The sequence below is a fragment of the Streptomyces sp. NPDC049687 genome (assembly GCF_044465285.1).
Lineage (GTDB): Bacteria > Actinomycetota > Actinomycetes > Streptomycetales > Streptomycetaceae > Streptomyces.
This window is the reverse complement of record NZ_JBITLN010000012.1, coordinates 68,726-82,225: the sequence shown is the minus strand read 5'-3', so window position 1 is coordinate 82,225 and position 13,500 is coordinate 68,726. Positions and strand designations below refer to the sequence as shown.

7 protein-coding genes and 1 pseudogene are annotated in these 13,500 nt (G+C 71.4%); 7 read left to right on the top strand and 1 reads right to left on the bottom strand.

All coding sequences use genetic code 11. The features are described from left to right. The first annotated feature begins 50 nt into the window (after nt 1-50). The gene (locus ACIBVL_RS31795; RefSeq protein WP_399102521.1) at nt 51-1,496 is read left to right on the top strand and encodes an aldehyde dehydrogenase family protein; all 1,446 of its coding nucleotides are present in this window, start codon (nt 51-53) and stop codon (nt 1,494-1,496) included. Between the two features lie 204 nt (nt 1,497-1,700). Here the strand turns inward: ACIBVL_RS31795 and ACIBVL_RS31790 are convergent, their stop codons facing one another. Continuing rightward, nucleotides 1,701-4,541 carry a glycoside hydrolase family 3 C-terminal domain-containing protein gene (locus tag ACIBVL_RS31790; protein WP_399102519.1) on the bottom strand — a complete coding sequence of 947 codons (2,841 nt, stop codon included), beginning with the start codon at nt 4,539-4,541 and terminating at the stop codon, nt 1,701-1,703. A 321-nt stretch (nt 4,542-4,862) separates the two neighbouring features. On the opposite strand from ACIBVL_RS31790, the gene ACIBVL_RS31785 reads away from it, so the two are divergent. The 6 genes and pseudogenes from ACIBVL_RS31785 to ACIBVL_RS31760 all read left to right on the top strand — a co-directional run bounded on the left by ACIBVL_RS31785 (nt 4,863) and on the right by ACIBVL_RS31760 (nt 13,489). Continuing rightward, a complete protein-coding gene (locus ACIBVL_RS31785) occupies nt 4,863-6,542 on the top strand; it encodes an extracellular solute-binding protein (protein WP_399102517.1) in 1,680 nt (559 codons plus the stop codon). Further along, entirely contained in the window at nt 6,542-7,594 is a 1,053-nt protein-coding gene (locus ACIBVL_RS31780) for an ABC transporter permease (protein WP_399102515.1), read from the top strand. Before ACIBVL_RS31785 ends, ACIBVL_RS31780 begins: the two co-directional genes overlap by 1 nt. After that, the gene (locus tag ACIBVL_RS31775) at nt 7,591-8,517 is read left to right on the top strand and encodes a carbohydrate ABC transporter permease (RefSeq protein WP_399102513.1); all 927 of its coding nucleotides are present in this window, start codon (nt 7,591-7,593) and stop codon (nt 8,515-8,517) included. Before ACIBVL_RS31780 ends, ACIBVL_RS31775 begins: the two co-directional genes overlap by 4 nt. 573 nt (nt 8,518-9,090) lie before the next feature. Then, nucleotides 9,091-9,294 (top strand): annotated as a pseudogene (locus ACIBVL_RS31770) (hypothetical protein); the annotation flags it as partial. Continuing rightward, entirely contained in the window at nt 9,294-11,258 is a 1,965-nt protein-coding gene (locus ACIBVL_RS31765) for a beta-galactosidase (RefSeq protein WP_399102511.1), read from the top strand. The pseudogene ACIBVL_RS31770 and the gene ACIBVL_RS31765, both read left to right, overlap by 1 nt. Further along, the gene (locus ACIBVL_RS31760) at nt 11,255-13,489 is read left to right on the top strand and encodes a glycosyl hydrolase family 95 catalytic domain-containing protein (protein ID WP_399102509.1); all 2,235 of its coding nucleotides are present in this window, start codon (nt 11,255-11,257) and stop codon (nt 13,487-13,489) included. Before ACIBVL_RS31765 ends, ACIBVL_RS31760 begins: the two co-directional genes overlap by 4 nt. Nucleotides 13,490-13,500 lie beyond the last annotated feature (11 nt).

The following is a 13,500-nucleotide window of genomic DNA, read 5'->3' as shown; positions in this document are numbered from 1 at the left end:
CCACGAGAAGCACAGCACACCCCCAACGCGGAAGGGCCGGGAATCCACCAATGACCTCCACCCACGCCTTCTGGCTCGCCGGCCGCCAGGCCACCGGCGAGGACAGCCTCGACGTCACCTCGCCGTGGGACGGGCGGCTCGTCGGCAAGGTCAGCGTGCCGACGGACGCGCAGGTCGAGGAGGCCGTGGCCGCCGCGTACGCCGTGCGCGAGGAGTTCGCCGCCGCCCCGGCCCACGTCCGCGCCGCCGCCCTCGACCACGTCAGCAAGCGGCTCGCCGAGCGCACCGAGGAGATCGCCCGGCTGATCTCCGCCGAGAACGGCAAGCCGATCAAGTGGGCGCGCGGCGAGGTCGGCCGGGCCGTCTCCGTCTTCCGGTTCGCGGCCGAGGAGGCCCGGCGGTTCAACGGCGGTGAGGCCCAGCGCCTCGACACCGACCTCGGCGGCCAGGGGCGGCTCGCGCTGACCCGCCGCTTCCCCAAGGGTGTCGTCCTCGGCATCGCGCCGTTCAACTTCCCGCTGAACCTGTGCGCCCACAAGGTGGCCCCGGCGATCGCGGCCGGCGCGCCGATCATCCTCAAGCCCGCCCCGGCGACCCCGCTGTCCGGCCTGATCATCGGCGACCTGCTCGCCGAGACGGACCTGCCGGCCGGCTCCTGGTCGATCCTCCCGGTCGCCAACGACCGCATGCCCGCGCTCGTCCAGGACGAGCGGCTGCCGGTCATCTCCTTCACCGGTTCCGAGAAGGTCGGTTACGCGATCATGGACTCGGTGCCGCGCAAGCACTGCACCCTGGAGCTGGGCGGCAACGGCGCGGCTGTCGTCCTCGGCGACTACGCCTCCGACGCCGACCTCGACTGGGCCGCCACCCGTATCGCCACCTTCTCCAACTACCAGGGCGGGCAGTCCTGCATCTCGGTGCAGCGGGTCATCGTGGACGCCTCGGTCCACGACCGTCTGCTGCCGCGGATCGTCGCCGCCGTCGAGGCCCAGGTCACCGGTGACCCGTCCGACGACACGACGGACGTCGGCCCCCTGGTCAGCGAGGACGCGGCCAAGCGCGTCGAGACCTGGGTGGACGAGGCGATCGCCGCGGGCGCCTCCCTCCTCGCCGGCGGCAAGCGCGACGGCGCCTCCTACGCGCCGACCGTCCTCACCGACGTGCCGGCCGACACCACGATCGCCTGCGAGGAGGTCTTCGGGCCGGTCCTCACGGTGCACAAGGTGGACGGCGAGGCGGAGGCCTTCGCGGCCGTCAACTCCTCCAAGTACGGGCTCCAGGCGGGCGTGTTCACCCATGACCTCCAGGTCGCCTTCCGCGCCCACCGCGCGCTGGAGGTCGGCGGTGTCGTCATCGGCGACGTGCCCTCCTACCGCGCCGACCAGATGCCGTACGGCGGCGCCAAGCAGTCGGGCGTCGGCCGCGAGGGCGTGAAGTTCGCGATGGACGACTACACCTACGAGCGGGTGCTGGTCCTGACGGGCCTCGCGCTCTGACCCACGCACGTGCGGAGGGAAGGCGAGCCCGGCTGACGATGCCGGGCGGCCACGGGCGGGAGTGTCCAGGCTCTCCAGCTCTGGCTAATGGGAACCATTTTCAGATAGGCTCGCGGTCGGCGCTCACACGCCGTCCCCGAAGGGGTCCGGCACCGATGCCTTCCGGTGCCGGACCCCTTCTTCGTGCCGGCCTTCTCCGGACCCTCAACCGGAGAAGCCGACGTGCGCCAGCCGCAGCGGGCCGCGCAGTGCGAGGCGCAGGTCGTGCACGCCGTCGGCGGCGAAGGGTGCCTCGACCGAGAGGTAGTCGTACGGTCCCGTGGTGGGCGCCGGGACGGTCAGGCTGGCGAGGGGCGCGCCGCCGCCCAGGGACAGCTCCACCGTGCCCTCGCCGGCCACCGTCACCGTCACGCCGGTCGTGCCGGTCCCGAAGTCGCAGGCCCGGTAGACCAGTTCGCCCGAGCGGCCCCCGACCGGCGTCACCGCGTCGCCCGACACCTTCGTCAGGTCGACGATCTCCGTGCCGCTCTGCTCGTCGAAGTCGGCGGCGGCGAGGCCGCGTCGGCGGACCGGGCGCGGGGCGGCCGGTTCGCCGACGAGCACGACGGTCTCGCGCAGCCGGATGTCCTCGCTGGATCCGCCGATCAGCAGGTCGTACGGTCCCGGCTCCACCCGCCATCCGCCCCGCGCCACGTCCCAGAACGCGAACGCGGACAGCGGGACGTCGAAGGCGATGTCCGTCCTGGCGCCGGGCGCGAGCGTGACCCGGCGGTGGTCGAGCAGTTCGCGGCGCGGCCGGGTGACGGAGGGGTCCACGGCGCGGGTGTAGAGCTGGGCGACCTCGTCGGCGGTCATGTCGCCGTTGTTGGTGACCGTGAAGGAGATCCGCACCCGGCCGTCCCCGGCCTCCACCATCAGGTCGGCGTACACGAAGGACGCGTACGACAGACCGTGACCGAACGGGAAGAGGGGCCGGCCCTCGAAGTACAGGTACGTCTGGCGGGCGCCGATCACGTCGTAGTCGAGCAGGTCGGGCAGGTCGGCGTCGTCGGCGTACCAGGTCTGGGGGAGGCGTCCGGCGGGGGAGACGTCACCGGCGAGGACACGGGCGAGGGCGGTGCCGGCGGCCTGGCCGCCGTGGGCCGTCCACAGCATCGCGCTCAGCGGCCGGTCCGTTTCGATCGCGTACGGGTACGCCGACACCAGCGCCAGCACCGTGCGCGCGTTCGAGGCGCGGGCCGCCTCCAGGATCCGCTTCTGATGGGCCGGGAGCCTCAGCGTCGTACGGTCCTCGGTCTCACGGCCGTTGATGTGCGGATCGTTGCCCGCCACGACCACAACCACGTCCGCCTGGGCCGTGACCCGGGCCACGGCGTCCTCGGCGCGTTCGACGACGACCACCTCGAAGACCTCGGGATCCTCCTCGGCAACCTTGACGCCGTCGGCGGCGACGAAGACGTGGCGACCCGTTCCCGCGTGCCGGAGGAGGTGACCGTTCTCGTGGGGTTCGAGGTGGAACGTCTCCTGGACGATCCAGCCGCCGGGCTGGTCCGCGGAGGCACGCAGATAGCCGTCCTCGGCGACCGAGAGATAGCGGCCGTCGGGGGCGCGGAGGGTGTGGACGCCCTCGCCCCATTCGACGAGCGCGAGTTCGGTGCCGACGGCGTCCGTGGTCAGCGGCGCGAGATCGGTGCGGCCCGCGAGCAGCGCCGGATCCAGGGCGCCCTCGGCGCCGCGCACCTCGTCGGAGGCCTCGGGGGCGGCGGGGACCTTCAGGTACGTTCCCGCGGAGGTCTTCAGCAGGATCCGGTCCACACCCTCCGCGAACTCCACGCGCTCGGCGCCGAACCGCTCGTACAGCCCCTCCAGGGGGGTGGAGCGGTGCAGCAGGGTGCCGCTGTACCAGTCGAGCTTGCACTCGTCGGCGAGCAGGCCGACCACCGCGAGCCGGGTGTCGGCGGCCAGCGGGAGCACGCCGTCGTTGCGCAGCAGGACGATCGCCTGCTCGGCGGCCTCCCCGGCGAGGGCGCGGTGGGCCGGGGTGTCGAACTCGCCGGTGCCCGCGTGCGGGTCGTGGTGCGGGTCGAACTCGCCCAGGCGGAAGCGGACCGAGAGCTGACGGCGGACCGCCGCGTCGATGTCGGCCTCCGTCAGCAGGCCCTGTTCCAGGGCCCCCCTGACCCGGGCGGTGATCTGCGAGCCGTCGGTGCCGTGGTCGGTGAAGCTGTCGACGCCGGCCTGGAGGGCGGCGGCCGTCGCCTCCTCGTGGGTGTCGAAGTAGTGCTCGGAGTCGACCAGATTGGAGGGCGCGCCCGCGTCGGAGCAGACCAGCAGGTCCTCGTCCGTCCAGGTGCGCAACTGCTCGCGCAGATACGGGGAGACGTGGTTGGGGCGGCCGTTGACCAGGTTGTACGCCGGCATCACCCCGGCGACCGCCCCCGCCTCGACCGTCTCCTTGAAGGCCCGCAGGTCGTACTCGTGCAGCACGCGCGGGCGGACGGAGGAGGAGGTGACGGACCGGTCGGTCTCGTTGTTGTGCGCGAGCCAGTGCTTGAGGACCGGGGCCGTGCGCCAGTACGTCGGATGGTCGCCGCGCAGACCGTGCGTGTACGCGGTGGCGATGGCGGAGGTCAGCTTGGGGTCCTCCGAGTAGCCCTCCTCGTTGCGGCCCCACAGGGGGTGCCGCAGCAGGTTGACCGTGGGCGACCAGACGTTCAGGCCCACGCGCTCGTCGCGGGCGCGCATCGCCCGGACCTCCTTGGAGACCGCCTCGCCGACCCGCCGTACGAGATCGGTGTTCCAGGTCGCGCCCAGCCCCACGGCCTGCGGGAACACCGTCGCCGGGCCCATCCACGCGACACCGTGCAGGGCTTCCTGGCCGGTGCGGAACGCGGCGATGCCGAGCCGCTCGACGGCCGGGGCGAACTGGTGGAGGAAGGAGACCTTCTCGTCCAGGGTCAGACGCGACAGCAGATCGTCGATGCGCTTCGCGAAGGGCAGATGCGGATCGCGGAAAGGGGGCGTGGGCGGCGTGGGTGCGGTCACGTGGGGATCCCTTTGCACTGGAGCGGGGAGACGCTTTCGAAGCGCTTCGATGCTCATTCGACGTAAGGGCGGGTGTCAAGAGAAGCTCACGGGTATTTCAAGCAGGGCATACGAACAGGTCACCCCGGATGCCAGGTAGGAATCTTGTAATCGGCCCTTGTGCGCCCCCGGGTGTTCACTTAACCTCGCAGCAACATCGAAGCGCTTCGACTGTGCTCCGCCCCGTGGTCGAAGGACGCTTCAGCTCAGCCAGATCCACTCGAGACACCGCAGCCGACGGCCACCGCCGGGTGTCCTGGTGCGCCATGAAGGGTTGACGCAATGACGCCGAACGCCGCTTCCCCCTCTTCCGGCCCGAGCCGGAGAAGCTTCCTCGCCTCCACGGCGGTCGCCACCGCAGCGGTGGCGGGAGGGATGCCGCTGCTGGCCGCCTGCGGCGGCACGGACAGCGGGTCGCGCGAGGGGACCACGTCGGGCAAGGCCGCGGACAAGCTGCTCCCGACGTTCGTCGCCAGCACGGTCGCGAACCCGGACCTGCCGTCCAAGAACGGCTCGGCCGCCGGCTACACCGGCAAGGTCGACGTGGCGACCCTCAAGGCCTCGGTCCCGGAAAAGCTCGGCACCGGCGCTCCCTTCAAGATCATGTCCCCGTTCTGGGGCTCCCCGCCGAAGGCGGGCTGCGCCTACTACACGGCGCTCGACGCCGCCGCGGGCACCAAGATCACCTGGCAGAACCAGGACGGCAACACCTACGGCGAGAAGCTCGGCGCCGTCCTCGCCTCCAGCTCCATACCCGACATGGTGGTCGTACCCGGCTGGGAACTGGTCGGCAAGATCTCCAACGCGGTCACCGCGAAGTTCATGGACCTCGGCCCCTACCTGGCGGGCGACAAGGTCAAGAAGTACCCGAACCTGGCCGCGATCCCCTCCGACGCCTGGCGCATGGGCATCTTCGGAGGCGCCCTGCGCGGCATCCCGATGCCCGCCGCCAGCGCTTCCTGGATCGTGCCCTACTACCGCAAGGACATCTTCGACGCGAAGGGCTACACCGTCCCCAAGTCGCCCGACGAGTTCCTCAGCTGGGCCAAGGAGGCCACCAGCGCCAAGGCCAAGGTCTGGGCCTGCGGCGACATGAACTGGACCGCGTGGAGCATCTTCGGTGTCCGAAGTTCCGGAACGGTCGGCTGGGACATCGGGGACGACGGCAAGCTGACGTACCGCGTCGAGCAGCCCGAGTACCTCGAAGCCCTGGAGTGGACGCGCAAGCTGTTCGACGCGGGCGTGGTCCACCCCGACGACAAGGCGCGCACGGGCGACCAGGGCCAGCGGTTCACCGCCGGGCAGATCCTCGTCTACAACAACGACATGTCCCACTGGTACGGCAAGACCGCCGAACAGGCCGCGTCCAACCCGGACTTCCAGATCGAGGGCATGGACATCTTCGGCGCCGACGGCGGGAACCCCAAGCTGTACGCCTCCCAGCCCGCCACCATCTGGTCGATGATCCGCAAGGGCGCCTCCAAGACGACGGTCGAGAACGCGCTGGCCGCCGCCGACTTCTCGGCCGCGCCCTACGGCACCAAGGAGCGGATGCTCGTCGACTACGGCGTCGAGGGCACCCACTACACCGTCAAGAACGGCGTTCCGGTCAAGAACGACCTGGGCAACTCCGAGGTCGTCAACGCCTGGGTGATGCTGGCCGCCCCCGCCGCCTACTTCGCCCACCCCGACTTCCCCGAGGTCGCCCGCAAGCAGGTCGAGTGGCAGCAGCGGATGGGCGCCTTCATGAAGAAGACGGCCACCTACGGCATGAACATCGTCGAGCCGACCCGCTACGCCAACCTCTCCAGCCAGTTCGAGCAGCTCGAGATCGACTACGTGCGCGGCAACCGCAAGCTCTCCGACGTACAGGCCGCCATCTCCACCTGGAAGTCCTCCGGCGGCGACAAGCTGCGCGACTGGTACAAGGAGCTCATCGACAAGAACGGCAGCGGCAACTGATGTCTCTCACGGCCGGGAGCAGGCCCGACGGGACTCGCCCTCCCGCGGCCGTCGAGGAACCGACGGCCGCGGTCGCCGCCGCGGTGGTGAAGGACCGGATTCCGGGCAAGGCGAGCAAGGCCGGGAAGGTTCCCTTCAGGGTCCGGCTGCGCCGCGACCGCGCGCTCATCCTGATGACGCTGCCCGTCATCGTGCTGCTCCTGCTCTTCAACTACATCCCCCTGCTCGGCAACGTCGTCGCCTTCCAGGACTACGACCCCTACGTCTCCAGCAACGGCGTCACCGCGATCTTCCACAGCCCCTGGGTCGGCGTGGAGCAGTTCTCGCGGATGGTCGACGACCCGCTGTTCTGGAGCGCCGCGAAGAACACCATCGTGCTGTTCGTGCTGCAACTGGTGCTGTTCTTCCCGGTCCCGATCGCCCTCGCGCTGCTCATCAACAGCGTGGTCCGGCCACGGGTCCGGGCCGTGGCCCAGGCGATCATGTATCTGCCGCACTTCTTCTCATGGGTCCTCGTCGTCACCGTCTTCCAGCAGATCTTCGGCGGCGCGGGCATCATCGCCCAGACCCTGGAGGACCACGGCTGGAGCGGCTTCGACCTGATGACCAACGCGGGCCTCTTCAAGTACCTGGTCACCGCGCAGGCCGTCTGGAAGGACGCCGGCTGGGGGATCATCGTCTTCCTCGCCGCGCTGGCCGCGGTCAGCACCGACCTGTACGAGGCCGCCGCCATGGACGGCGCCGGGCGCTGGCGCCGCATGTGGCACGTGACGCTGCCCGCCCTGCGCCCGGTGATCGCACTGCTGCTGGTCCTCAGGGTGGGCGACGCGCTCAGCGTCGGCTTCGAGCAGTTCCTGCTCCAGCGGTACGCGGTCGGGGCCGGGGCCAGCGAGGTCCTCGACACCTACGTGTGGAACATGGGTATCCAGAACGGCGACTTCAGCTACGCGGCCGCGGTCGGCCTCGTCAAAGGCGCCATCGGAGTCTGTCTCGTCCTGGGCGCGAACAAGTTCGCGCACCTGCTCGGCGAGCAGGGGGTGTACAAGAAGTGAGCCTCAACACGCAGCTCATCCGCAGCCTCAAGGCTCCCGCCCGCCCCGTGTGGGAGGAGCCGCCCAGCAAGGCCGGACTCACCGCGAAGGGCGGCTTCCTGCTCCTGTGCTGCCTGGGGGTCCTCGGTCCGCTGTGGATCGTGATCGTCACCAGCCTCTCCCCGAAACCCGTGATCGACCGGGCCGGCGGCCTCGTCGTGATCCCCCAGGGCATCACCTTCGTCAACTACACGGAACTGCTCAGCGGCGGCCAGGTCAGCCGGGCGATCATGGTCTCGGTCGGGATCACGCTCTTCGGCACGCTGTTCTCGATGACCGTGTCGGTACTCGCGGCCTACGGCCTGTCCCGGCCGGGCAGTCTGGGACACCGGTTCTTCCTGATGACCATGATGGCGACCATGTTCTTCGGGGCCGGCCTCATCCCGACGTACCTTCTGGTGCAGTCGCTGGGCCTCACCGACACCTATCTGTCCCTGATCCTGCCGAGCGCGGTCAGCGTCTTCAACATCCTCGTCCTGCGGGCCTTCTTCATGGGCATCTCGCCCGAACTCACCGAGTCCGCCCGCATCGACGGGGCCAGTGACCTGCGCATCCTGCTGACCATCATCATGCCGCTGTCCCGGGCGGTGCTGGCCGTCATCTCCCTGTTCTACGCGGTGGGCTACTGGAGCGCCTGGTTCAACGCCTCCATCTACCTCACCGACCAGCAGATGATGCCGCTGCAGAACGTGCTCATCCAGCTGGTCCAGAAGAACACCGAGGCGCCGACCGGCCTCCAGCAGGCGGTCCGCACCGGTCAACTCTCGGCGCTGGGACTGCAGATGGCGGTCATGGTCCTCGCCCTGATCCCCGTCGCGGTCGCCTCCCCGTTCGTCCAGCGGCACTTCAAGAAGGGCATGCTGACCGGCGCGATCAAGGGCTGACGCCCGGCGCCGAGTGAGGGTGCGGTCGTGGGGCGGCTGCGGGTGGTGTGCGACTGATCGCGCGGTTCCCCGCCCCCCTTGGGCCGGCGTAGCCGCGGGCAGTCGTGCCCCTGCGGCGGCACGGGTGGGCGCGGCGGCACCCCCTCAGCGCCGGGCCGCCCGACCCACCCCCGCCCAGCACCGACCCTGGGGCCGGGAAACCGAGCTTCAGGCACCCCCCGCCCAGCCGACCCACGTCCACGAACCCCACCCCGGCTGCCCCCAGCCCCTGCGAGGTACCCCATGACCACCTCCCCCCCAAGCCGCCGCACCGTCCTCGCCGGCACGGCAGCCGCCGCCGCGCTCGCCGCGCTTCCCGCCGTGCAAGGGCGCGCGTACGCCGCGGAGACAGCAGACACCGCAGACACGGCGGACGCCGCCGCCCCCGCCTACCGCCGGCGCACCGCCGTCATCGGCGGTACCGGCTTCGTCACCGGCGTCCTCCTCCACCCCTCCGTCCGCGGTCTCGCCTACGCCCGTACGGACATCGGCGGCGCGTACAGACGGGACGACCGCCCCGCCCGCTGGACCCCCCCGGCGATCTACCAGGTCGGCGTCACGGACGCGATCACCGCCGTGTACCGCTCCGACGACGGCGCGCGCAGCTGGGTGCGGGTCAACGACGACCAGCACCAGTGGGGATGGATCGGCGCCACCATCGCCGCCGACCCGCGCATCCACGGCCGCGTCCACATCGCCACCAACGGGCGCGGCATCCAGTACGGGGAGCCCGTCTGATGCCGAACCTGACAGACGCCACCCGCGGCCGCATCCTCTTCGGCGGCGACTACAACCCCGAGCAGTGGCCCGAGGAGACCTGGCACGAGGACGTCCGTCTGATGCGCGACGCCGGAGTCAACTCCGTCACCCTCGGCGTCTTCTCCTGGTCGCAGCTCGAACCCGAGCCGGGGGCCCGGGAGTTCGGTCGGCTGGACACGCTGATGGACCTGATGCACGACAACGGCATCGGTGTCGTCCTCGCCACCCCCACCTCCTCGCCCCCGCCCTGGCTCGGCCGTCTCCACCCGGACACCCTGCCCCGCACCGAGGACGGCCGGATCGAGTGGTGGGGCGGCCGCCAGCACTTCTCGCACTCCAGCGCCACCTACCGCCGTCACGCCGCCGCCATCACCGAGGACCTGGCCGCCCGCTACGCGGGCCACCCCGCCCTCACCCTGTGGCACATCAACAACGAGTACTGCACGGCCGACCACGGGGACGAGGCGGCCGTCCGCTTCCGGCGCTGGCTGCGCGCGAAGTACGGCACCCTCGACGCCCTCAACGCCGCCTGGGGCACGGCGTTCTGGAGCCAGGGCTACGACACCTGGGACGGTGTCCTGCCCCCGCGCACCCCCCACTACCTGAGGAACCCCACCCAGGTGCTGGACTTCCGGCGCTTCACCTCCGACATGCTCCTGGAGTGTTACCTCGCCGAGCGGGACATCGTCGCCCGGCACACCCCGCACATCCCGGTCACCACCAACTTCATGCCGCTGTTCCTCGGCCAGGACGCCTGGCGCTGGGCCGAGGAGGAGGACGTCGTCTCCGTCGACATCTACCCCGACCCGCGCGACCCGCTGGGCCCGCAGCACGGCGCGCTCATCCAGGATCTGACCCGTTCGCAGGCCCGGGGTCCCTGGATGCTGATGGAACAGGCGGCCGGGCCCGTCAACTGGCGCGGTGTGAACCATCCCAAGCCGCGCGGCCTCAACCGCCTCTGGTCCCTGCAGGCCGTGGCCAGAGGCGCCGACGCCGTCTGCTACTTCCAGTGGCGCCAGTCCCGTCAGGGCGCCGAGAAGTTCCACTCCGGCATGGTCAGCCACGCGGGCGAGCACGGCCGTACCTTCCAGGAGGTCAAGCAGCTGGGCGCCGAGCTGGCCGCCCTCGGCGCCCACACGACCGGCCGTCACCTGCGGTCCGAGGTCGCCATCCTGCACGACTGGCACGCCTGGTGGGCCGGCTCCCAGGACGGCCGCCCCTCCGCCCAGGTCGACCACCCAGCCGTACTCCACGCCTGGCACCGCGCCCTGTGGGAGGCCGGGTTCACCACCGACTTCGCCCATCCCGAACACGACCTCACCGGCTACCGGCTGGTCGTCGCCCCCCAGCTGTACGCCATGACGGACGCGGCGATCGACAACCTCCTCGCCCACGTCCGCGCCGGTGGAACCCTCGTCTCCGGCTTCCTCACCGGTGTCGCCGACGAGGACGACCGTATCCGCCCGGGCGGCATGGACCCCCGGCTGCGCGAGCTGTTCGGCATCCGCGTCCTGCACGAGTGGTGGCCGCTGGAGGCGGGGGAGAGCGTCGAGTGCGACGGCTTCCGGGGGACGCTGTGGTCCGAGGAGCTGGAAGCCGAACAGGAAGCGGTGGAAGCCGTGTACAAGGGCGGTGAACTCGACGGACTGCCCGCCGTGCTGCGCCGCGACCGCGCCTGGTACGTCTCCACCCTCCCCGAACCCGACGCCCTGCGCGCCCTCCTCACCCGGATCGCGGCCGGGGCGGGCGTACGGCCCGTCCTCGAGGGCCTCCCGCCCGGTGTCGAGGCCGTACGCCGGGGCGAGCTGCTGTTCCTCCTCCACCACGGCCGCGAGCAGGTGACCGTCGAGGTTCCCGGCACCCACCACGACCTGCTGACCGGCAAGGAGTTCACGGACGAGATCGCCCTCGGCCGCTACGACGTGGTGGTGTTGCACTCGTGATCAGCACCCGCGCCGAAGACCCCGCAGACACCCCCACCACCGGCCCCGTGCACGGAACCTGGGAACCCCACCCCGCCGCCCGCTGGGAGGACGCCTTCCTCAGCGGCAACGGCCACCACGGCACCCTCACGTTCGGCGATCCCCACGACGACCGTGTCGTCGTCACCCACCACACCCTGGTCCGCCCCAACGGTGCCGAACACGCCCGCCCGCCCCGGCTCGCCGATGAACTCCCCGCCCTCCAGGACCGGTTGCTCGCCGGGGACCTGACCGCCGCCGAGAGCTTCACCGACCACCGCCCCCTCCAATGGGTCCAGCCCTTCCACCCGGCCTTCCAGATACGACTGCGCAGAGCGCCCTCGGCCGAGCCGTCCCGCTACCGCCGCTCCGTCGACTACACCACCGGCGAGACCACCGCCACCGGCGCGGGCGGCTGGACCAGCAGGGGCTTCGTCTCCCGCGCCGACGACGTGATCGTCCACCAGGTCACCGCCCCGGACCTGGACATCTCGCTGGACCACCGGCTCCCCGGCGCCCCCGCCGACCTCAAGGTCGGCCACGGCGCCGTCCTCACCCCGCACGGTGCCCTGCTCACCCTTCACGCCCGCTACCCCGGCAGCGACCGCGGGTACACGGGTACGACCCTGGTCGTCGTCACCGGCGGCCGTACCGGGCTCACCCTTCCCGGCGCGCGGATCACCGGCGCCGAGTCCGTGCTCCTCCTCACCCGCGTCCGCCGCCACACCGGCGAACTCGACGTCATCGGGGAACAGCGCGCCCTCACCGACCTGCCGCACTCCTACGACGACCTCCTCGAACGCCACCTCACCCTCCACCGCACCGCCTACGACCGCGTCGCCCTCGACCTCCACGCCGACCCGGCCGAGCGCGCCCTGCCCGGCTCCGAGCTGCTCGAACGCCCTCGAAGCAAGGCCCTCCTGGAACGGCTCTTCGCCGCCGGCCGCTACCACCTGCTCTCCTCCTCCGGCCTCAACCCGCCCCGGCTGACCGGCCTGTGGACCGGTGACTGGAACACCGCCTGGGCGGGCGCCTTCACCAACGACGCCAACGTCAACCTCCAGACCGCCTCCGCCACCTCCGCCGCCCTCCCCGAAGTCATCGACGCCCTGGCCGCTCTGATCCACCGCCAGCTCGACGACTGGCGGGAGAACGCCCGCGCGGTCTTCGGTGCCCGGGGCGTGGTCGCGCCCGCGCACACCGACGGCGAGTCCGGGCTGACGTACCACTTCAGCCGCGAGTACCCCCTGCACCTGTGGACCGCCGGAGCCGACTGGCTGCTCAAACCCCTCGTCGACCACGACGAGACCCGCGGCGCCCGCGACCCGCGCACCGCCGCCGCCCTCGCCGAAGTCGCCCTGTTCTACGAGGACTTCCTGACCCGCACGGACGCCGACGGCCAGCTGACCGTCGTCCCCTCCTACTCGCCCGAGAACCGGCCCGCGGGCGCGGGTTGGGGCGCCCTCAACGCGGCCATGGACCTCTCCGCCGCTCGCCATGCCCTGCTCACGGCGGCCGAGTACCACCCGGAGACCCCCGACCGGGTCGGCCGCTGGCGCGCCCTCGCCGACCGCCTCCCGCCCCACCGGGTCAACGCCGACGGCGCCCTCGCCGAATGGGCCTGGCCGGGCCTCGACGACACCTACGACCACCGCCATCTCAGCCACCTCTACGGCGTCTGGCCGCTCGACGAGATCAACCCCTACGACACCCCGCACCTGGCGGCCGCCGCCCACCGCGCGCTCGAACTGCGCGGCGCCGAGAACGACTCCGCGCACGGCCACCTCCACCACGCCCTGATCGCGGCCCGGCTGCGGGACGGCGACCGCGTCGGGCACGCCCTCTCCCAGGTCATCGAGGGCGACTTCTTCCACGAATCCCTGATGAGCGCCCACTACCCCCACCGCGACGTCTACAACGCGGACGCCGCCCACACCCTGCCCGCCGTGCTCATCGAGGCGCTCGTCCACTCCACCCCCGGCCGGCTGGTCCTGCTCCCCGCGCTCACCCCGGCGCTCCCGTCGGGCGAACTGCGGGGCGTGCGCACCCGGTTCGGCGCCGAGCTCGACCTCACCTGGGGCCCCGGCGGCGTACGCGCCGTCCTGAGGCCGCACCGCACCACCCGCATCGAAGTCCGGACTTCCACCGGTGATCCACAGCCGCTCGACCTGGTCGCCGGAGAAGACCACGTCCTCACCTCGGGGGCGTGGTAAACCCCCCGCTA